21 protein-coding genes are annotated in these 21,510 nt (G+C 35.1%); 6 read left to right on the top strand and 15 right to left on the bottom strand.

Features of this window, described 5'->3' with window-relative positions:
* The first annotated feature begins 36 nt into the window (after window positions 1-36).
* Window positions 37-240 carry a bacteriocin-like protein gene (locus EG358_RS17780; protein ID WP_076560969.1) on the top strand — a complete coding sequence of 68 codons (204 nt, stop codon included), beginning with the start codon at window positions 37-39 and terminating at the stop codon, window positions 238-240.
* A gap of 262 nt (window positions 241-502) precedes the next feature.
* Here the strand turns inward: EG358_RS17780 and EG358_RS20100 are convergent, their stop codons facing one another.
* From EG358_RS20100 to EG358_RS17765, 4 genes are all read right to left on the bottom strand, one after another.
* The gene (locus EG358_RS20100; protein ID WP_407919824.1) at window positions 503-670 is read right to left on the bottom strand and encodes a bacteriocin-like protein; all 168 of its coding nucleotides are present in this window, start codon (window positions 668-670) and stop codon (window positions 503-505) included.
* A gap of 80 nt (window positions 671-750) precedes the next feature.
* Complete coding sequence (nadA, locus tag EG358_RS17775) at window positions 751-1,770, bottom strand: quinolinate synthase NadA (protein WP_076561150.1); 1,020 nt, start codon at window positions 1,768-1,770, stop codon at window positions 751-753.
* A gap of 118 nt (window positions 1,771-1,888) precedes the next feature.
* On the bottom strand, window positions 1,889-2,452 hold the full coding sequence (gene gmk / locus EG358_RS17770) for a guanylate kinase (protein WP_076560970.1): 564 nt from the start codon (window positions 2,450-2,452) through the stop codon (window positions 1,889-1,891).
* A gap of 103 nt (window positions 2,453-2,555) precedes the next feature.
* Complete coding sequence (locus EG358_RS17765; protein WP_076560971.1) at window positions 2,556-3,413, bottom strand: YicC family protein; 858 nt, start codon at window positions 3,411-3,413, stop codon at window positions 2,556-2,558.
* A 124-nt stretch (window positions 3,414-3,537) separates the two neighbouring features.
* On the opposite strand from EG358_RS17765, the gene miaA reads away from it, so the two are divergent.
* A complete protein-coding gene (miaA, locus tag EG358_RS17760) occupies window positions 3,538-4,470 on the top strand; it encodes a tRNA (adenosine(37)-N6)-dimethylallyltransferase MiaA (protein WP_076560972.1) in 933 nt (310 codons plus the stop codon).
* A 349-nt stretch (window positions 4,471-4,819) separates the two neighbouring features.
* On the opposite strand, the gene EG358_RS17755 is transcribed toward miaA, so the two are convergent.
* The 4 genes from EG358_RS17755 to EG358_RS17740 all read right to left on the bottom strand — a co-directional run bounded on the left by EG358_RS17755 (window position 4,820) and on the right by EG358_RS17740 (window position 11,862).
* Window positions 4,820-6,232, bottom strand: a complete 1,413-nt coding sequence (locus tag EG358_RS17755) for an efflux transporter outer membrane subunit (RefSeq protein ID WP_076560973.1) — start codon at window positions 6,230-6,232, stop codon at window positions 4,820-4,822.
* Between the two features lie 287 nt (window positions 6,233-6,519).
* A complete protein-coding gene (locus EG358_RS17750; RefSeq protein WP_076560974.1) occupies window positions 6,520-9,702 on the bottom strand; it encodes an efflux RND transporter permease subunit in 3,183 nt (1,060 codons plus the stop codon).
* A gap of 68 nt (window positions 9,703-9,770) precedes the next feature.
* Window positions 9,771-10,931: an efflux RND transporter periplasmic adaptor subunit gene (locus tag EG358_RS17745; protein ID WP_076560975.1), complete on the bottom strand. Its 1,161-nt coding sequence runs from the start codon at window positions 10,929-10,931 to the stop codon at window positions 9,771-9,773.
* Between the two features lie 334 nt (window positions 10,932-11,265).
* Entirely contained in the window at window positions 11,266-11,862 is a 597-nt protein-coding gene (locus tag EG358_RS17740; protein ID WP_076560976.1) for a TetR/AcrR family transcriptional regulator, read from the bottom strand.
* Between the two features lie 253 nt (window positions 11,863-12,115).
* Between EG358_RS17740 and EG358_RS17735 the strand changes: the two genes are divergently transcribed.
* Entirely contained in the window at window positions 12,116-12,670 is a 555-nt protein-coding gene (locus EG358_RS17735) for a thioredoxin family protein (RefSeq protein WP_076561151.1), read from the top strand.
* Between the two features lie 59 nt (window positions 12,671-12,729).
* On the opposite strand, the gene EG358_RS17730 is transcribed toward EG358_RS17735, so the two are convergent.
* Window positions 12,730-13,368: an MBL fold metallo-hydrolase gene (locus EG358_RS17730; protein WP_076560977.1), complete on the bottom strand. Its 639-nt coding sequence runs from the start codon at window positions 13,366-13,368 to the stop codon at window positions 12,730-12,732.
* Between the two features lie 61 nt (window positions 13,369-13,429).
* On the opposite strand from EG358_RS17730, the gene EG358_RS17725 reads away from it, so the two are divergent.
* A complete protein-coding gene (locus EG358_RS17725) occupies window positions 13,430-14,641 on the top strand; it encodes a type IX secretion system plug protein (RefSeq protein WP_076560978.1) in 1,212 nt (403 codons plus the stop codon).
* 150 nt (window positions 14,642-14,791) lie between these two features.
* Here EG358_RS17725 and EG358_RS17720 read toward each other — a convergent pair whose 3' ends face one another.
* The 4 genes from EG358_RS17720 to EG358_RS17705 all read right to left on the bottom strand — a co-directional run bounded on the left by EG358_RS17720 (window position 14,792) and on the right by EG358_RS17705 (window position 17,480).
* Window positions 14,792-15,058 (bottom strand): hypothetical protein, encoded by a 267-nt coding sequence (locus EG358_RS17720; RefSeq protein WP_076560979.1) that lies wholly within the window; start codon window positions 15,056-15,058, stop codon window positions 14,792-14,794.
* Window positions 15,058-15,285, bottom strand: a complete 228-nt coding sequence (locus EG358_RS17715) for a hypothetical protein (protein WP_076560980.1) — start codon at window positions 15,283-15,285, stop codon at window positions 15,058-15,060. Before EG358_RS17715 ends, EG358_RS17720 begins: the two co-directional genes overlap by 1 nt.
* Window positions 15,286-15,503: 218 nt before the next feature.
* Complete coding sequence (gene hemH, locus EG358_RS17710) at window positions 15,504-16,526, bottom strand: ferrochelatase (protein WP_076560981.1); 1,023 nt, start codon at window positions 16,524-16,526, stop codon at window positions 15,504-15,506.
* 75 nt (window positions 16,527-16,601) lie between these two features.
* Entirely contained in the window at window positions 16,602-17,480 is an 879-nt protein-coding gene (locus tag EG358_RS17705; protein ID WP_076560982.1) for a NifU family protein, read from the bottom strand.
* Window positions 17,481-17,626: 146 nt separating this feature from the next.
* On the opposite strand from EG358_RS17705, the gene EG358_RS17700 reads away from it, so the two are divergent.
* Complete coding sequence (locus EG358_RS17700) at window positions 17,627-18,142, top strand: gamma carbonic anhydrase family protein (RefSeq protein ID WP_076560983.1); 516 nt, start codon at window positions 17,627-17,629, stop codon at window positions 18,140-18,142.
* 252 nt (window positions 18,143-18,394) lie between these two features.
* Here the strand turns inward: EG358_RS17700 and EG358_RS17695 are convergent, their stop codons facing one another.
* Complete coding sequence (locus EG358_RS17695; RefSeq protein ID WP_076560984.1) at window positions 18,395-18,838, bottom strand: hypothetical protein; 444 nt, start codon at window positions 18,836-18,838, stop codon at window positions 18,395-18,397.
* 64 nt (window positions 18,839-18,902) lie between these two features.
* Here EG358_RS17695 and EG358_RS17690 point away from each other — a divergent pair, with 64 nt between their 5' ends.
* Window positions 18,903-21,032, top strand: a complete 2,130-nt coding sequence (locus tag EG358_RS17690) for a helix-turn-helix domain-containing protein (protein WP_076560985.1) — start codon at window positions 18,903-18,905, stop codon at window positions 21,030-21,032.
* Here EG358_RS17690 and EG358_RS17685 read toward each other — a convergent pair.
* A complete protein-coding gene (locus EG358_RS17685) occupies window positions 21,029-21,508 on the bottom strand; it encodes a hypothetical protein (protein WP_076560986.1) in 480 nt (159 codons plus the stop codon). The two genes, EG358_RS17690 and EG358_RS17685, sit on opposite strands and share 4 nt — an antisense overlap.
* Between the last annotated feature and the right edge of the window lie 2 nt (window positions 21,509-21,510).

The following is a 21,510-nucleotide window of genomic DNA, read 5'->3' as shown; positions in this document are numbered from 1 at the left end:
AGTATTATATTTAATAAATAAACAAATCAAATAAATATGAAAAATCTAAAAAAATTAAACAGAGGAAGTTTAAAATCAATTAACGGTGGAGCAGGTCCTTGTAATGCAAATTGTCCTCCGGGACCTTACGGCCCAGGCCCTGATTTTCCAAGTTCGTGTGAGGCATACAATGCTTTACCAAAATGTTGCCAATCTAAAGTTTTAGTACATATGGATTGCGTAGATGGAGGACTTTCATAAATTTTAATGACCTCTCAGTGGAAAAGTAAAAGAGCTGTCTCATGTGAGGCAGCTCTTTTTATTATTTAATACTTTTTGAAAAGTCTGGCGGTAAGTCAACTGGCTTAAGTACTTTCTGAAGAATCTTTAAATATTCAAAGGGATTATTTGGTTTCTTTCGTGTAAAAATCAATAGTGATAGTTATTGATGCAACTAACTAAAGAGACTTCGAATTGTGGATATATAAATAAAAAAAGTACCCGTTATAGAGTACTTTGCATTTTAGCAATTTTCTGGAATGTATTGTCCTTTGGGAACGCATTGCGGGATTCCGTGACATCCTATTTTGCATTCATAGCTAATTCTACATTCTAAATTACATTGTAAATTTAAATCTCCACCTTTCAGTTTTTTTAAGCTTGATCGGTCTAATTTTTTTAAATTTTTCATTGAAAGTATTTTTTTGTATTCCAAATATAATGAATTTTTTTTAAAAAAATATTTAATATTTTAGAGGAATATTTATGAATTTATTTAATACTTTTCGAAAGATCAAGCATTGCCTCAATTGGCTTCAGCGCTCTTAGTCGAAGTTCTTCTTCAATGATAATCTCAGGAAGTTCATATTTCATGCACAAATACAGTTTTTCCATTGTGTTTCGCTTCATATAAAAACATTCCGAACAGTTACAGCTTTCGTCAAAAACCAAGGCTGGAATTAATTCTTTGTGCGGTGCACGCTTTCTCATTTCGTGAAGAATTCCTTCTTCAGTGGCAATGATAAATTTCTGACAATCATCTTTTTCAACAAAATTCAAAAGAGCAGAAGTAGAACCGATGAAGTGAGCCAGTTTTAAAACAGCTTCTTCACTTTCAGGATGTGCAATCATCTTTGCATCAGGATTATCTGCTAATTGCTGCGCAATTCTTTCCATTGAGAAAGCTTCGTGTACGATGCAGCTTCCGTCCCAAAGAATCATGTCACGACCGGTTTTTTTAGATAAATATCTGCCTAAATTTTTATCCGGAGCGAAAATAATTGGTCGGTCGGTCGGTAAAGCTTCAATCACCGTTTCAGCGTTTGAACTGGTTACAATGATGTCGCTTTCTGCTTTTGTTTCTGCATTACAGTTGATGTACGTTGCGATTAAAGCGTTCGGATGTTGCTCACGCATTTTTCTCAAACCTTCACCACTGCAGCCGTCTGCCAAAGAGCATCCAGCCATTGTATCGGGAAGGACAACTTTTTTCGTCGGATTCAAGATTTTTGCAGCTTCGGCCATGAAATGTACTCCGCAGAATACAATCATGTCGGCGTCTGTATCTTTTGCCTGCCTTGCCAATTGAAGAGAATCTCCAAGGAAATCAGCAATATCCTGAATTTCTCCCGGTTGATAATAATGCGCCAAGATAACGGCATTTTTTTCTTCCTTCAGTTGAAGAATTGCTTTTACCAAGTCTTCTCCCTGAGGAATATCAATATCTTTTAAATCTAAAAATCCTTTTACAGGAAGTGTAGATTTGGCTTTTTCTAATGTTTCGGTGCTCATTTCAGCCTCAATGTTTTTGTTCATTAGAAATTAGAAGTTAGAAATTAGAAGTTAGCAATGATGTTGTTTGAATTTATAGTTTTCAAACTTCCATCATCCAGCTTCCATCATCCAGCCTTTAATTCCCAATAAAATTTTTTATTAAACTTTCTATTTCTATTTTTGCTTCACTCAAATCGCTGTTAATGACGATTTTGTCAAATTCTATCGCGTAGGTGAGCTCTTCTTCGGCTTTTTCCACGCGGGTTTTTATGGTTTCGGCATCATCGGTGTTCCTTGAAATCAATCTTCGTTCCAATTCGGCAATCGAAGGTGGTTCTATAAAAATGGATAATGCTTTTTCTCCAAAATATTTTTTTAATGAAATTCCGCCTTTTACGTCTACATCAAAAATAACAACTTTTCCCTGATTCCAGATCTTTTCTACCTCAGATTTTAAAGTTCCGTAATATTTATCAGTATAAACTTCCTCAAATTCAACAAAAGCTTCTTCAGAAATTTTCTGTCTGAATTCGTCAGGAGAAATAAAATGATAATCAACAGCGTGAGTTTCACTTCCTCTCGGCTGTCTCGTTGTGCATGAAATGGAAAATTCCAATTCCGGAATTGCTTCCAGAGAATGTTTTACCAACGTTGTTTTTCCACTTCCCGATGGCGCTGAAAATATGATAACTTTATTCATGTTTTTTAGTTATGAATTATGAATTATGAGTTATGAATTATGAGTTATTCGAAAAATATGCAAACAAGCAACTTATAACTCATCATTTATAACTTATAACTGTTTACAACACGTTTAACGTTTGCTCTTTTATTTTTTCCAAATCATCTTTCATCATCACGACCAATTTCTGAATTTCAGCGTGATTGGCTTTTGATCCTAAAGTGTTGATTTCTCTTCCGATTTCCTGTGAAATAAACCCAAGTTTTTTTCCATTAAAATCTTCATTTTCCATCACTTCAGAGTAATATTTCAAATGCTGTGAAAGTCTCACTTTTTCTTCCTGAATGTCTAATTTTTCAGTGAAATATGCCATTTCCTGGTAAAATCTTGTTTCATCAACGTTTTCAAACTCTTTTAAAGTTTTCATGTAACGTTCTTTCACTGCATCAATTCTCACTTGCTCATAAGGAACAACTTCTGCCAAAGATCTATCAATATTTTTGATATTTCTTTCCAGTTCTTCGTGAAGAATTTTTCCTTCAGTCTTTCTGAATTCCTGGAATTTGTCGACTGCATTATTTACAATTTTCGCCAAAGATTCCCATTCACCTTCAGTTAATTCATCTGGTCTTGAAGTGATTGCATCCGGAAGCCTTACCGCCATTTTAAGGTATTCAAAATCAGGTCCGTCAGAAGCGATATTTTTAAGCTCATTCATGTAAGAATCGATCAAACTTCTGTTGATTTTCACATCATTGGTTTCTTCAAGATTCTCAATATTAATGTAGCAATCTACCTTTCCACGGATGATTCTATCGTTTAGAATTTTTCTTACTTCAAATTCTTTTTCTTTGTAACGTAAAGGAATTTTAATATTTAAATCAAAGCTCTTACTGTTCAGTGATTTAATATCGATCGAAATTTTTTTTCCTTCAAAAACACCTTCGGCTCTACCAAAGCCGGTCATTGATAAAATCATAGTTTTTTATTGTCGTACAAAGATAAACATTTAATTTAGCAAACTGGAAATATCCGTGATATAGAAAGTGAAATTATGACGAAGAAATAAGAGGTTTTTTCACTTTTAAAATGACTGTAAGCGTATGAAAACATTGATTTCTGTAGTGGGAACTACCGGTATTGGAAAAACAAAACTCGCCATTGATTTAGCTCGCCAATTCAATACAGAAATTATTTCCTGTGATTCCCGACAGTTTTTTAGCGAAATGAAAATCGGAACGGCGGCACCTACTGAAGAGGAGCTTTCACAGGCAAAGCATCATTTTATTGGTCAGCTTTCGGTAAAAGATTATTATTCTATCGGTCAGTTTGAGCATGATTCTTTAGAATTACTCGACCAACTTTTCAAAAAATACGACATTGTCATTATGGTTGGCGGAAGCATGATGTATGAGAAAGCGGTAATTGAAGGCTTAAATGATTTGCCTGAAGCAAATGACGAAAATCAGGAAAAACTGGAGGCGATTTGGCAAACTGAGGGAATCGAAAAACTTCAGGAAATGTTGAAAGATTTAGATCCTGAATATTATGAAAATGTTGATATTCATAATCAAAGAAGGCTTTTGCGAGCAATTGATATAATTTGGCAAACCGGAAAAACATATTCTGAAAATATTTCTCACGACAAAAATCCAAGAAACTTCCAAACAATAAGAATTGGCATTGAAGCGCCACGGGAAACGATTTATGAAAGAATCAATCTACGTGTCGATAAAATGATGGAAAACGGCTTGCTCAATGAGGCTAAAAATCTTGATGATTTAAGAAAATCGCAGGAAGGAAGAACTTTGGCATCACTCAATACAGTTGGTTATTCTGAGCTTTTCAAATATTTTGATGGAGAATGGGATTTGGATTTTGCGGTTTCTGAGATTAAGAAAAACTCGAGAAGATTTGCAAAACGCCAATTGACTTGGTATAGAAAAGAAGAAAATATTCATTATTTGCAGGTTGGATATTCAGAGAAAGATTTTAATGGGTTGATTGAATTTATAAACGAGCAAACTAAAAAGTAATTTTTTAGCGCAAAGTTTTATCTAAAAACTGTATCATCTGTAAGGTGCAAAGAATAGCGACAAAGTCGCCTAAGGCAGTAGCTTCGTCAGAATCAATTTTATTGATTCCAACCTTTGCTCCTTAATAATATTCAGAGTAAAAATAAACCTTTGCGTTAAAAAAAATTAGCGCACACTTTGTCATTCCGAAGGAATCTCAACAACGCAATTACAGAACTCTACAAACAAAGCTTAGATTCCACGCTTCACTTCGTTTCGCTCTGAATGTCAAAAGGAGTGTTTAGATAATAACTTTAAACAAAAAATGCGATCCCGAAAGACCGCACTTCAAACAATATAATTAAATTTACTACTTCCATCCGCCACCTAAAGCTCGGTACAAATCTACAATACTGCTCAATCTCTGTCTTTTTACGGACGCAAGATTCAGTTCAGCCTGTAAAGAATTTCCCTGAGCGGTAATCACTTCTAAGTAATTTGCCATTCCGCCTCTGTAAAGCATTTCGGCGCTTTTAATTCCATTTTTCAACGTTGCAACTTGTTCGGTTGCTTTTTGTTCCTGAACTTTTAAACTTTCGTTTGAAACCAAAGCATCAGAAACTTCGCCTACCGCATTCAAAACAGACTGACGGAACGCCAAAACGTTTTTCTCTCTCTGAATTTTAGCAACATTTAAATCTGTTTTCAATTGTCTTTTCTGAAAAATAGGCTGAGTCAATCCTCCTAAAACAGATCCAAACAATGAAGCCGGAATTGAAAACCAGTTATCAACTTTAAATGAATTAACTCCACCGGTTGCTGTAATTTTCAATGCAGGATACATATTTGCCTGAGCAATTCCCACGATTGAATTTGATTCCAATAAAACCAATTCCTGCTGACGAACATCCGGACGGCGACTCACCATCGCTGCAGGAAGTCCCGCAGAAATATCCTGTGGTAAAGAAGTGTCCGACATTTCAATCGTTCTGTTGACTTTATTTGGATTTTCACCAACCAAAATACTCAATGCATTTTCCTGAATGGCAATATTTTGCTCCAATTGAGTGATCAAAAGTTCTGTCGATTGCTTTTGAGCAGTAGCTTGCTGAACTCCCAAAGAAGTCGTGTCACCGCTTTGCCATAATTTTTCTGTAAGCGAAAGCGTATTGGTGCTTAAATCTAAGTTTGATTTTGCAATCTGTAATTGTTTATCAAGCATCAATAAATTGTAATATCCCTGAGCAATCGCTGCGACAACCTGTGTCTGAATCGCTTTTGTCGCTTCATAAGTCTGCAGATACTGCATTTTTGAAACTTCCTGCTGATTTTTAATTTTCCCCCAAATATCTGCTTCCCAAGATAAATTAAATGCAGCATTATAATCTTCAACATGACTTTGACCTAAAAATAAATTTAAACTTTGTCCATTCATGCTGTTTTTTGAAGGCTTTGAAATCTGCGCAGAAACTCCGAAACCAACATCAGGATATTGAAGATATTTTGCCTGTTTCAGTTTTTCCTGTGAAGAAGCGACCTGTTTTAAGGCAATCTGTAAATCGTAATTATTTTTAATTCCTTTTTCAATTAAATCCTGTAAAATGGGATCGTTGAAAAACTGTTTCCATTCTAAGTTTGCGACGCTTGCAGTGTCTGCGGTTGCAGTATATTTGAATGTTTCGGGAAGTTCGGGTTTCGTTTCCTGATAGGCCAATTTCGGCACACAAGAAACTGCACCTAATGCAATCCCAAAAGCGATGATTATATTTTTTACTCTTTTCATAAGTCTATATATTTAAATTGATCACAAAACTTTGAGTAGTAAGCAAAGTTGTCTTTAGTAGGAGAAAATACTTTGCTTAATTTGAACCATGAAGAACAATTAAGGAGTTAAGTTTGGGTTAAGAAAAATCAATAGATTTTTAAGAATTGTACTTCAAGCGAAGCTCATCTTAATATTCTTAACTTCTTAATAAAAATCTTAATGGTTCAGAAATTCTTAAAAATTAAATTTGAAGAAAAATTTTTGTGCGAATTTCAGATCTCAAAGTTTTGTTAATCATTTTTTTATTAATGTGCTGTTGCCAAAAGTTCTTCCTCCAATTTTTGTTTTTGAAGTCTTTTGTTTTTTCTGCTCGGCATTTTTTCATGTAAATATTGGAAGATCACATACATCACCGGAATGATGAAAATTCCGAAGACAACTCCTGTAAACATTCCACCAACGGTGCTGATTCCGATGGAATGATTCCCTTTTGCTGCTGCACCTTGAGTCCAAACTAATGGAAGCATACCGATGATAAAAGCAAATGAAGTCATCAAAATGGGTCTCAAACGTAATCTTGAAGCCTGAAGAGCCGATTCAATCAGTGTTTTTCCTGCTTTTCTTCGCTGAACGGCAAATTCGACAATCAGAATCGCGTTTTTCGCCAACAATCCGACGAGCATAATTAGACCAACCTGAACGTAAATGTTATTATCAATTCCAGCTAATCCTGTGAAAGCAAATACTCCAAAAATCCCAGTTGGAATCGTTAAAATAACTGCAAATGGAAGAATATAACTTTCGTACTGAGCTGCCAATAAGAAATATACAAATAAGATACTTAGCATAAATACAAAAGCAGTTTGTCCACCGGTTTTGATTTCTTCACGGGTAATTCCTGTCCATTCGTAACCATATCCACGAGGAAGTGATTTTTGAGCAACTTCTTCTACGGCTTTGATGGCGTCTCCGGTACTGTAACCAGGTTTCGGAGTTCCGTTGATCGTAACAGCGTTGAATAAGTTGTTTCTTGAAACCGTTTCAGGTCCGAAAGTTCTTTTTAAAGTGACCAAAGTCTTTACAGGAACCATTTCACCTGTTTTATTTTTAACATAAATTCCTTCCATGGAATTCGCATCGGTTCTGTAAGGAATATCTGCCTGTGCCATCACTCTGTAATATTTTCCAAATCTGTTGAAATCTGATACAAAACTACTTCCATAATATATCTGCATCGTCTGCATCAATTCTGTCACAGAAACTCCCAGCTGATTGGCTTTATCGGTGTCTACATCAATTGTATATTGAGGATTTCCGGCTGCATAAGTGGTGAATGCAAAAGCAATTTCCGGACGTTTCATTAATTCTCCGATAAATGCCTGAGTGGTTGTTCCCAATTGTTCAAAAGAACCGTTCGTTTTATCCTGCAACATGAATTCAAACCCTGAAACGTTACCAAAACCCTGTACAGTAGGGAAGTTGAAGAAGAATGCACTGGCATCTTTTACCTGAGCAACTTTTCCTGTCAGGGCTGCTGCAATCTGATCCGGATCTTTCACTTCGCCACGATCTTCAAAGTCTTTCAATTTAATAAAACCTGCAGCATAGGGTGATGCATTAGAATTACTGATGAAGTTCATTCCGTCGGCAACCCAAAGGTGGTTTTTTGCTTTTTCGCCGTTGATGATTTTGTCAATTTGCTCAGTTGCTCTGTGCGTTCTGTCTAATGAACTTCCCGGAGGCGTATTCACAGCATACAAAACAAATCCTTGATCTTCGGTAGGAATAAATCCTGTAGGAGCTTTATTGATTAAGAAAACACTTGCCGCCGTGATCAACGCTAAACCTGTAACGGCAACCCATTTATTTTTAATTAAAAATTTAAGGCTGTAGATGTATTTTCTGGTCATGTTGTTGAAGCTTTTGTTGAAAGCGTTGAAAAATTTCGCTCCAAAACCTTTTTTCTGACCGTGCTCGCCATGTTCTCCCTGAGGATCATTTAATAATAAAGCACATAAAGCAGGACTTAAAGTCAATGCATTAACCGCTGAAATCAAAATCGCAATCACCAAAGTAAAAGCAAACTGTCTATAGAAAACTCCCGCCGGACCTTGCATGAAACCAACCGGAATAAATACCGCACACATTACCAATGTAATGGAAATAATCGCTCCCGAAATTTCACTCATTGAGTTTGTAGTCGCCTGTTCAACGGGCATTCCTGTCTGTTCCATTTTTGAATGGACGGCTTCTACGACGACAATCGCATCATCCACAACAATTCCAATGGCTAAAACCAAAGCAAATAAGGTCAACATATTGATACTAAAACCAAACATCTGAAGGAAGAAAAATGTACCGACAATCGCTACCGGAACGGCAATCGCAGGAATTAATGTAGATCTGAAATCCTGAAGGAAAATAAATACCACAATAAACACCAAGATAAATGCAATTACTAACGTTTCCACAACCTGATGAATCGACGCATCCAAGAAGTCTTTGGAATTGTACATGATGATGGGCTCAACTCCCTTTGGAAGTGAAGTTTTCATCTGCTCAACCTGCTTTTCAATTTCAGTTAGAATTTCGTTTGCATTAGATCCTGCAGTTTGTAAAATCGCAAAACCTGCAACCGGTTTTCCGTCAACTCTGTTCGCAGCGGTGTATGTGTAAGAACCAAATTCTACTCTTGCAACATCTTTTAATCTTAAAAATGATCCGTCGCTATTAGACTTGATGGCGATATTTTCGTAGTCTGCATTTTTGTTTAATTTACCTTTATATTTTAAGATATATTCGTAAGTTTCCTTGCTTCCCTGCCCTAAACGTCCCGGTGCAGCTTCTAAGTTGTGATCTTTTACTGCTGCTAAAACTTCCTGCGGAGAAAGATTGTTGGCGGCTAATCGGTCTGGCTTCAGCCAAAGTCTCATTGAATAATCTCTCGTCCCGAAAACCTGTGCCTGAGCAACTCCCGGAATACGTTGAATTTGTGGAATTACGTTGATTTTCAGATAATTTTGAAGGAAAAGTTCGTCATATTGTTTTGGGTCATCACTCGAAAGTCCCATAAACATAATCATACTGTTCTGAACTTTCTGAGTTGAAATTCCAGCCTGTACAACCTCCTGCGGAAGCTGGCTCATCGCTTTCGAAACACGGTTTTGAACATTTACCGCTGCATTATCAGGATCAGAACCTTGTTTGAAAAACACACTTAAAGTCATTGATCCGTCGTTACTTGAGTTAGACGTCATGTACGTCATGTTCTCAACACCGTTCACCGCTTCTTCAATAGGGACCGCAACGGAACGGGCGACAACTTCAGCATTCGCTCCCGGATAAAATGCTGTCACCTGCACACTCGGTGGTGCAATATCGGGAAACAGCGTAATCGGAAGGTTGAAAACCGACATTGCTCCCAACAGCAACAATATAATGGAGATAACCGTAGAAAGTACCGGTCTATCTATGAATTTTTTTAACATAAGAAGTTTATTTTTTAATGTTGTTTAAACGCTTTTCTGACTTTTGTATTAAAAGTTTTTAAGCGGTTTTACAAAGGTCTTGCTTTCAAAAGGCTATCAGAAGAGATCGCTTTTGGCTGAATCGCAACGCCATCTTTCAATGCTCCGATTCCGGTGTAGACGATTTTTTCGCCTGCAGCAAGTCCTTCAGAAATAAAGTAATAACTATCTGTTTTTCCAGAAATTGTTATTGGTTTGCTGGTTACTTTTTTATCTTTTCCAACTACATAAACGTAGGTTTTATCCTGTATTTCGAAAGTTGATTCTTGTGGAATGACAAGCGTGTTTGCAAATAGTTGCGGCATACGAACTCGGCCTGTATTGCCAGTTCTCAATGCTCCGTTTGCATTTGGGAAAACTGCGCGAACGCTGATTGCTCCTGTGGTTTTATCAAACTGTCCGTCGACGATGCTCATCTTACCTTTTTCAGGATACGTGGTGTTATCTGCGATAACTAAATCTACCATCGGCATATTTTTAAGCTTCTCGTTTAATGTTGCTCCGGGATATTTTTTCTGGAAACCAATGAAATCAAGTTCACTTAAAGAGAAGTATGCGTAAATTTCACTGATGTCTGATAATAAAGTCAATGGATTAGCATCTGTTCTTGAGATCAGACTTCCTTTTTTGTAATGAATTCTTCCGATGTAACCGCTTACGGGTGCAGTTATGGTTGTGAATCCTACATTGATTCTAGCTCCGCCAACTGAAGCTTTTGCCTGTGATCCTGCTGCAACTGCTGCTGCATAATTGGCTTTTGCAGTTCTCAGTTGTACATCAGAAACTACTTTTGCGGCAACCAACGGCTGAAGTCTGTCAACCTCAACTTTAGCTTTTTGAATATTGGCATTGGCAACCTGTAAATTGGCGTTTGCCATATTCATCTGCTCTCCGTAAGCTCTTGAATCTATTTTGAATAATGCTTGTCCGGCTCTTACATAAGCGCCTTCTTCCACATAAATTTTATCTAAATATCCGTCAACCTGAGATCTGATTTCTACATTATTTTTTCCTTCCAATGCGGTTGGAAATTCCTGATAAATGGTTGCTGGTGATGTAGTAACGGTGTAAACTGGCAATTCGGGAGCGGGTGGAGCAGCATTACTGCCTTCTGCTGCTTTTGTGCAACTTTGTAAAAGAATGATACTCGATATAAGTACAATAATTCTTGCTTTTGCAGTTGTTTTCATTTTAAGTTTATTTTTTTTAATGAAGTATTAAATTAGGTAATGTCGTTTTTTAATTAATATTGTTATGTTTTCTAACGGCGTTAACTTAAAAGCTAAAAAAAATAACAGATTTTAATTGTCGGGTCAATGTGTCATTTTCATGAATATAATTTTAAATTGGATTTTGTTTATGAAATATATGTTGATTGTGTTATTTTATCTAACGGTGTTAATATGAATAGGCAAGAGCATTCCACAAGAATTTGGTAGGCTAATAATTATTTAATTTATATGAAAACCTTGATAATCAGTATCAATTTTTCCTAACGGTGTTAATATTAAGTTCAAAAAAAATTTACAAAGATTTAATAAAAGCCGAAACAGTTTCGTCTAAAGTCGTTTTATTCATTGTTGATGGGATGTCATCATTTCTCATCATCATAATAGAAATCAATCCATGAACCGCTGAAAACAATGCGTGAGATGAATGACAGGCATTATCCTGATTTGAACCTTTTTTCTTAATAATTTCAAAAGTACAGTCAAAAATCATATCCTGAAAAGAAGAAAACTCTTCTTTCATCAAACCCTTTCCGCTGCATTGCATTCCCAAACCAAACATCAATTGGTAATATTCTTTATTTTTAAATGCGAAATTCCAATAAGCGTCAACAATTGCTGTCAACTGATCTTCCGGAGTTTCGTGTTTTTTCTGAGCTTTTAGTAATTCTATTTGAAGGCAATGAAATCCGTTGATAGAAATTTCATATAAAATCGCTTCTTTGTTTTCGAAATGATCATAAACAACAGGAGCGCTGTACTCAATCGCATCAGCTATTTTACGAATAGAAAGCGATGCCCAACCGTCAGTTTTAGCCAAGGTGAATGCAGCCTGCAAAATATTTGCACGGATAGATTCTTTTTCTCTTTGACGACGTTCATGTAAACCCATGATTTTATTTTACTAACAGTGTTAGCAAAACTACAAACTTTTGAACACATCTTCCAAACAAATTTTTAAATTTAATTTTGAAGAAAAGACTTTCAAAAACTTCTATCATTGTCAAATGTTGACGGAATGGGAGTTCGCATGAGTTATTTTTTAATTATTGTAAAAATTAATAGAATAAATAGCCTGACTCAATTATATGATTGTTTTAGCAACTACTAAAAGAAATCTTTATCTTTGTGAACAAATAAAAGATATGAATACTCCCTCAAATATGTTGGCGTTAGGCACAAAAGCCCCGTTTTTTGAACTTCCGAATCCTTCAAAAAGTAATGAAATTCAGTCATTAGATGATTTGAAAGGTGAAAAAGGTACATTGGTGATTTTTATGTGCAATCATTGTCCGTTTGTGCTCCACATTATCGATAAGTTGACAGAGCTATACGAAGATTATAATGAGGCAGGAATTGAGTTTATCGCAATTAACTCTAATGACGTAGAAAAATATCCTGCAGATTCTCCTGAAAAAATGATTGAATTCCAGATTGAAAGAAAATTTGATTTTCCGTATTTATATGACGAAAGCCAGTCTATTGCAAAAGCGTACGACGCAGCTTGCACACCAGATTTTTTCTTCTTTGATGATAAATTAGACCTTATTTACAGAGGTCAGATGGATGATTCAAGACCTGGAAATCATAAAGATGTGACGGGTGAAGATCTGATTATTGCTTTTGAAAATCTTTTAATCGGTGAGCCACAGGAAGAAATTCAAAGACCAAGTATTGGTTGTAATATCAAATGGAAGTAATTTTTCATTCTAAATAAAAAAAACCGTCAGATTCTGACGGTTTTTTTGTGAATCAAAGTCTATTTTAAAAACGGATTATACTGTTTTTCAAAACCAATCGTTGTAGGATTTCCATGACCCGAAAAAACTTGTGTTTCTTCATCCAAAACAAATAGTTTTGTTTTAATTCCTTCAATCAATTGATCATAATTTCCTTTGTACAAATCTGTTCTTCCGATGCTTCCTTCAAACAAAACATCCCCGGAGATCATAAATTTTTGAGTTTCGTTATGATAAACAACACTTCCCGGAGAATGGCCCGGAACATGGTAGATTTTAAATTTTTCACCGTCGAAATCGAGCTCGTCGCCTTCTTTGATGTAATTTAGGTCAACCTTAATATGATCAAGCGTAAAGCCAAATCTCATTCCGCTGATCTGAAACATATCCAAAACTTCTTTGTCATCCTGATGCATCGTGACAGGAACTTTAAAAGTATCATAAGCCCACTGTAAACCCAAAACGTGATCAATATGAGCGTGAGTCAATACTATTTTTTGAATGTTTAAATTATTTTCAGTGATGAAATTTGAAATTGACTGAGTTTCCTGCTCATTCATATTGCCAGGATCAATCAACCATGCATTTTTATTTTCATTAAAAAGAACATAAGTATTTTCACTCGCAAAATTGAACACGAAGGCCTGTATCTGAAACATATTCTGAATATTTTTTTATCAAAAATACAATATTCTTTAGAGATTTGTTATCTTCGTCATAATGAAAACGTTGCAGATATTTTTACTCAGTTTAGGTTCGCTGGCTTTCGGGCAGAACATTCAAAGTATTCAGTTGTTTAATCCTCAGACCAATGACGAGACGCCGGTAATCACGATGAATCAGCAGTTGGTGTTGAGTTTCGATGATTTAACCAATTCAAGCGAACTTTACCGATACACCATTAAGCATTTCGACAGAAATTGGGAAGATGACAATCTGTTTTTCAGTGAAATTGCGAATGGTTCGATGAATGCGTTGCTGGATCAGTTTCAGTATTCTTTTAATACGCTTCAGGCTTACACCCATTATACTTTGAAGTTTCCGAATGAAAAAATACAACCAAAAATTTCAGGAAATTTTGAATTAATTGTTTACAAAAGCTCGGTAGACCAGCCACTTTTCAAAAGACGATTTTCTGTCGTGGAAGATAATGTGAATTTAGCGTTGAATATTTCAAGAATTGCAGATGCCAAAAATCCGAATATCAATCAGAGAGTAGAAGTACAAGCCGTTGCAAAAGCAGGTGATTTAACTTCAAATGTAAATTCTATTTCACTTACCGTGATGCAGAATAACAATCCCAATATGAAGATTACGAATCAGAAACCGAGCGCAACAATGGGAAATAAATTGCTTTTTCAACAGTTGAATCTTGCTTTCCCCGGAAATAATGAATTTTATTATTTTGACAATAAAAATATGAGAATGGCTGCAGATATGGTGCGTGAAACCGGGATTGTAGATGGCGTAAATCAAACATATCTTCATCCGGTTTGGGCATATCCTTTAAATTATCAATATCAGCCTGATGTAAATGGAGCCTGGTATTACCGAAGAAATGATTTAGGCTTAGAAAGAGATGCTGCTCGTGAAGCTGATTATGCTTGGGTGCACTTTTCTTTAGATTCTGACCCGATGGATAAAGAATTGTATATCGTGGGCGGGTTTAATGATTTTAAAGCAACCAAAGAATTCCAGATGCATTATGATGAAGCCGCTAAACAATACATTGCAAAAATTTATATGAAGCAAGGTTTTTATAATTATATTTTAGCTTCCAAGGAAGCAAACGGATCATTGAATCTTGGAGAAGTTAACGGTAATTTTTGGCAGACAGAAAATTTGTATCAGGCATTTTTATATTATAAACCTTTCGGAAGAAATTATGATGGTTTGGCAGGATACGGAGAATTCAGAACGCCGGTGAGATAATACAGGAATTTTATATTTTAAAATAAAAAACCTTCCAAATTTTGCACATTTGGAAGGTCTGTCGAAAGTGTTTAATGTCTTAATAACTAGACATCAACAGAAAAATTAAACTATATAATAATGTCAAAAAAGTTCTATACAAAAGGATTCTTAATTATTTTCCTTAAAAATTGCCGTTATAAAAAGACTATCATTATCTTCAAACAAATAATAAATCTGTACCGGGAAATTTTCCGTTTTATAAACCTGAAGTTCCCTGGTTTTTATATCTAATTTTTCGTAATCGTTCAAAATAGTATTGATCGATTCTTTTAAATCATTCAAAAAATACTTGTCTTTATTTTCCTCCTCCGCATTAAAGACCCGCATCAGCATTCTAATGTCATTTTTTGCAATTGATGACAGTAAAACTTTCATTACGCACAGATTTTTTCTAATTCTGATATGTTTTCAAAGAAATCAAGTTTCGTAGCAGGATTTTCTGTGTGAAACTGAATTCTGCTGGAAACTTCATCAAGCTGAAACTGCGAAGCATTAGATTTTACAGTTGCATCGAGATTGTCAACAATTCTAATGAATGCCTCTGCAAGTTCCGGAGTGAAATTTTCAATCTTCTTTTTTAAGATTTCTATACTTGTATCCATTATTTCTAAAAATTTTAGGTAATGTCTATCTTTTGATAGGGTAAAAGTATGAAAAATATTTAAAAAATAAAATATACCCCTATTAAAATTATACTTATTTTCTAAAAAATTAATTTATTAATGGTTTTTAGTGTTTTTTTTGGGGGGGTGTTATTGGAATTAAATAGAAAAAGGACATCTGATTATCAAATGTCCTTTTGTATTTTTAAAAATAAGATTTAAACTAGATAAAACTCATTAAGCTTCTCTTCACAGAGAGTTTTTACAACGTCAATCCAGCGGTCTTCATCGTTCAGACAGGGAATATAGTGGAAATTTTCTCCGCCACCATGCTCAAACTGATGTTTTCCTTCTACAGAAATCTCTTCCAAAGTTTCCAGACAGTCGGAAACGAAAGCCGGACAAACAATTGCAAGGTTTTTAATTCCTTTTTTGCCGATGGTTTCTAAAGTTTCATCAGTGTAAGGTTCCATCCATTTGTCTTTCCCTAATCTTGACTGGAAAGTGACCATCACTTTTTCTTTAGGCAAACCTAATTTTTTAATCACAGAATTGGTCACATCAAAACATTGATGACGGTAACAAAACTGATGACTCGGATTATTTTCTCTGGAGCAGCAATCATTCAGATTACAGGTGTTTGTAGGATCTGTTTTATAGATGTGCCTTTCCGGAACGCCGTGATACGAAAACTGTAATGCATCAAAATTTTCAGGAAGTTTTTCTCTGATGCTTTCTGCAAGACAGTCGATGTAAATTTCTCTATTGTAAAAAGGCTGAATGTAATTGATTTTAATTCCCGGGAATTTCTTCTTTCTTACTTCTTCTGCTTTTTCAATCACAGTTTCCGTTGTGCTCATCGCATATTGCGGATACAACGGGAAAAGAACAATCTCAGAAACTCCTTGATCGACTAACTTCTGAATACCGGCTTCAATACTTGGTTGCGCATATCGCATCCCGATTTCTACCGGAACATCAACGAGTTTTTGAAGTTTTTTCTGAATTTTCTGAGTGATCACAATCAATGGCGAACCTTCATCGGTCCAAACTGTTTTGTAAGCTTCGGCAGATTTTGTGGGTCTTGTATTTAAAATAATTCCCTGTACCAAAAGTGCACGGAAAAACCATCGGTAATCAATCACCTTTTCGTCCATCAAAAATTCATCCAGATATTCTCGTACATCAGGTACAGAGGTAGATCTTGGTGAACCGAGATTCACTAATAATATTCCTTTCATATATATAAGTAATGAGTAATTGGTAATGAGCAATAAGCAGTATTTAAAATTACTTATTACTTATTACTAATATTTTTATCCGTTTACGGCTTCCACTCTTTCTACTAATTCCGGAACGAATTGTTTTAAAATATTTTCAATTCCGCCTTTTAAGGTAGCTGTTGAACTTGGGCAGCCTGAACAAGCACCTTGTAGCAACATCTTTGCCGTTTTGTTGGCAGCATCATATTCCATTAAAGAAATTTTTCCGCCATCGTTCTCTACTGCAGGAGCAACATATTCATTTAAGATATCTGAAATTTTCTGCTCGTCATCGGTGTAATCTCTGTTGATGATCTTTTCTACAGGATTTTCGTGTTTTTGAGATTCTATATTTGAAATTATACCTCCGCTTTGAAGATATTCTGCAATATAACCACGAACTGCCATCATTACCTGATGCCATTCAACAGAATTGTCTCTGGTAACCGCTACAAAATTATCTGAAATAAATACTTCTTTCGCAAAATCAAATTCTGTAAAAATAGCCTGAGCCAAAGGAACTCCTTCAGCTTCGTTTCTAGATTTTACTTCTACAAAACCGTCCATCAGCATTTTGCTTGCCACAAATTTCATTGCATTAGGATTCGGAGTCATTTCAGCATAAATCTCAATCATTTCTTTTTTCTTCTGAAGGTAAATTCTTGGATTTGCCAGAAGCTCGTCTTCAATTACATTTTTCAGACTGTCAACAACATGTTCCCATTCTACAGTATCCTGTTTTGCAATTGCTACAAAGTTGGCGGTAATAAAAACTCTTTCAACAAAAGGATAATTAAAAAGCTCTTGTGCCAAAGGAATTTCTGATATATCTGAATCTCTGTCCAACTCTAAAGACCCGGGAATCAAGTTGTAATCAGCAACAAATTTCATCACTTTTGGGTTTTCTGTTGGTTCTATAAGTATCGTACGCATTTTTTCGTTAAATTTGAGAATACAAAAATACGGATTTAGAAGTTAGAAGCTAGATGTTGAGAGTTAGATTTTTGCTATCACTGTAATTTGCAATTTCAGATTTAATTTTCAAATTAGCTTATTATCAAATTTTCAAATTATTTTAAATGGCACTTATAAAAGAACTTTTAGGAAAGACACCGCAAATTGGAGCAAATACATTTTTGGCAGAGACCGCAACTATTATTGGTGATGTCGTGATGGGGCAAAACTGCAGTATTTGGTACAATGCAGTAATAAGAGGTGATGTGAACTATATCAAGATGGGCGAAAAAGTAAATGTGCAGGATAATGCCATGTTGCACTGTACGTATGAAAGGTTTCCTCTGGAAATCGGCAATAATGTTTCGATCGGTCACAACGCAATCGTTCACGGATGCAGAATTCACGACAATGTTTTAGTTGGAATGGGTTCTATCGTAATGGATGACTGTACAATTGAAGAAAACTCTATTGTTGGCGCAGGTTCTGTGGTAACGCAAGGAACTCATATCAAATCTGGTGAGGTTTGGGGTGGTGTTCCTGCCAGAAAAATTAAAGATATTTCTGCGGTACTTCTGGAAGGTGAAGTGAACAGAATTGCAGATAATTATGTGAAATATTCTTCTTGGTATAAAGATTAAGGTCACAAAAAAATAAATGTAAAAAGCTCTGACTATTAGTTCAGAGCTTTTTTAGTAAATAGTGTCTTTTTAACCGCAAAAGATTCAAAAGATTTTTCTGGGCTTAAATTATTCAAAAGTTTGCAAAAATGATTGACAATGTAGGTTTTTTACATTTTGTAAACTTTTGAATTTTATTTTCGTTATTATTTCTTTTGAATCTTTAGCGGTTAAAATATTTTTTATCATGCAGTAAAAAACTAATTTAAATTATTAATAAATCAAAACTGCTTTTTCGTCTTGGCATCTTATGCCCGATGGTTCTGCAATCATCATACAATCTGAAGTAATGCCGTATTTTTTATTAAATTCAGACATGGTCTGGGTATAATTTTCAATTCTTGTAAGAATTGAAGTCTCCAGTTTTTTAGGATAAGCAATATATGAGACGGGTCCACCGCAAGCTTTAGCTCCCATTGGCGCAAAAGCCCAGTCTGAAGATGTGGTGCATTTTTCTTTAGCGATTTCAGATTCGATGATGCTTTTTAATTTATCTAAATTGGCTTCATCATATTTTTTGCTGCTTTCATCAGCAGGTCTATCCAGAATATCTATGGGCAAATTCGTATTGTCAGCAGACTTTGAGGAGGCGCATGAAGTCATTGTAAATGCGCTGATTAATGCAAGAGCTGAGTATTTAATGAGAGAATTTTTCATAAATTATTTTTTTTAAGCGAATCAAAGTTTATGCCTATTCACATTTTCCGTAATTTTGCAGACGATGAACAATCATTTTTTTGACTTAATTGAATACACCAGCCGAAGCGTTTTTCTTACAGGAAAAGCAGGAACGGGGAAGACCACATTTCTAAACGAATTTGTAAAGAAAACGAAAAAAAAGCACATTGTTGTAGCGCCCACCGGAATTGCTGCAATCAATGCTGGCGGAGTTACCATTCACTCGATGTTTGGGTTGCCTTTGCGTACTTTTTTGCCGACCACAGACCGTATCGACAGTAGTTTGGCGAATAATATTATCGATCTTCAGCAGCATTTCAAATATAGAAAAGATAAGCTTAAACTCTTAAGAGAAGTTGAGGTTTTGATTATTGATGAGGTTTCGATGCTTCGTGCCGATGTTTTGGATATGATGGATTTTTCTTTGAGATTTATTCGTAGAAATAATCAGCGTTTTGGTGGCGTTCAGATGTTGTTCATCGGAGATTTGTATCAGCTTCCACCGGTGGTGAGAGACGAGCATGTTTTAAAAATGTTTTACAATTCGCCTTTCTTTTTCGACAGTTTGGCGATTAAAGATATTCCGTTACTGACGATTGAATTGACAAAAGTGTACCGTCAAACCGATCAGGAATTTTTAGAAATATTAAATGCTATTCGTGACGGCGATGTTGCCAATATAGATTTTAATCATCTGAACGAAAGATATGATCCGGGTTTTGAAGCCGGAGAAGAACCTTACGTTTATCTCTGTTCGCACAACAAAATGGCAGACGATATCAATCAAGAAAAACTGAAAGATATAAAAGTAAGTCCCAAGTCTTACGAAGCTAAACTTTTTGGTGAGTTTAAAGAAAATCAATATCCGAATGAGCAGTTTTTAGAATTAAAGGTCGGAGCTCAAGTCATGTTTATCAGAAATGATATTTCAGGTGAAAAAAAATATTTCAATGGTAAATTAGGCGAAATTTCTTCTCTAGACGAAAACGAAATTAAAGTCATTCTTGACGGAAGCGAAAGAGAAATTACGGTAAAAAGGGAAGTTTGGGAACAGAAAAAATACTCTCTCGACACCGATAAAAATATCAAAGAAGAAGTGTTGGGAAGCTTTGAGCAGTTTCCTATAAAATTGGCTTGGGCGGTGACGATTCACAAAAGTCAGGGTTTGACGTTTGATAAAGTGATTATTGATGCCGGAAAAAGCTTTACTGCGGGTCAGGTTTACGTTGCCTTGTCACGTTGCCGAACGTTGGAGGGAATTGTTTTAAAATCTAAAATTACTCCAGAAGTTATTTTTAAAGACAACCGTATTCTGAAATTTCAGGGCGAAACGCAGGCAAATGATAACGTAGAAAGTATTTTAAATCAGGAAAAATACGATTACAGCATCAGAAAACTGCTTCGTACGCTAGATTGTCAATGGTTTTTAAAAGAAGTAGAACAGTGGAATAACCTTTCAATTGTTACCAAAAGTATCGACCGTTCAAAATCTAATCAGCTGTATCTTCAGTTGAAGCGAGATGTTTTGAATTTGGGTAAGATTTTTGAAAAACTGGAGCGGATTATTTTCCAGAAAGTGAATCTATTTATTGAAAAGAAAGAAGACTGGTCAGAGATTGAAAGCAAATCAAAAGGGGCGGTGAATTTCTTTTTTACAGAAATCAGAGATAAAGTTTTTAATCCGCTAAAAGATTTTTATGCTGAAATAAAAGGCGCCAAAGGATTAAAACAATACAATGAAGAACTCAAAAACTGGCTTGAAGATATTGAAGAATACCTGAACAGTCTAAAGGAAATTCATTTGCTGGAAACCAAACTTCTGGATGAAAAAAATGATAAGGAGGTCAGCATGAAAATTGCAAAAGTTCCGTCTCAGGTTCTTACTTTCCAGTTGTTTGAAGAGGGGAAAACGATCTCGGAAATTGCGATGGAAAGAGGTTTGGTAAAAGAAACGGTGATTGGTCATTTGGCGAAATTTGCTGAACAAGGTTTGTTGGATATTGCAAGAGTGATTACTTCCGATAAAATTAAAACGTTTAAGGAAATGTTTCACAGAGATCCAAAGGAAACTTTAAATGAATGGAAAACTGCGTTACCAAATGATTTTGAATTTAATGAAATTAGGATTTTGATTAATCATTTTACGTATCAGAAGGAGAAAAATAATAGCTAAAATAATATTATTTCACCTTCCTGTAATGTTTCATATTCAAAATCAGTATGATCATAACCATTGTTTATTTTCCATTCTTTATTATAGATGAATGAAATAAAATCTCCAATATAAGGCCTTGATTTATTGTGGATTATAGGATGTTTGTATTCTAGCCAAATTTTCAAAAAATCATTTTTTTGTGCTGAATAATTTCCAAAAATTTTTGTGGAATTCAGTAATGAAACAATTGTTTCGGCCAAAAGTCCGTTATTTAATTTGTTTCGTGATGATTGGTATTGATAGAATTCAAATCCAAGATCGTCTCTAAATTTTGATGATGATAAGTTCCAGAAAATTCTCGTTTCGTGATATTGGGACGTAGTTAAATTAAGTTTATATCTTCTTGAATTTTTATTGTGAATAATTTCTTCATGAAAGTTTGAAGAACTCCCATCTTTTATAATGAATTCAATTTTATTTTGTGAATATATCATTA

This window comes from Chryseobacterium indoltheticum, assembly GCF_003815915.1.
Taxonomy (GTDB): Bacteria; Bacteroidota; Bacteroidia; order Flavobacteriales; family Weeksellaceae; genus Chryseobacterium; species Chryseobacterium indoltheticum.
The sequence above is the reverse complement of the archived record's forward strand: the minus strand, read 5'-3'. Positions and strand labels throughout refer to the sequence as shown.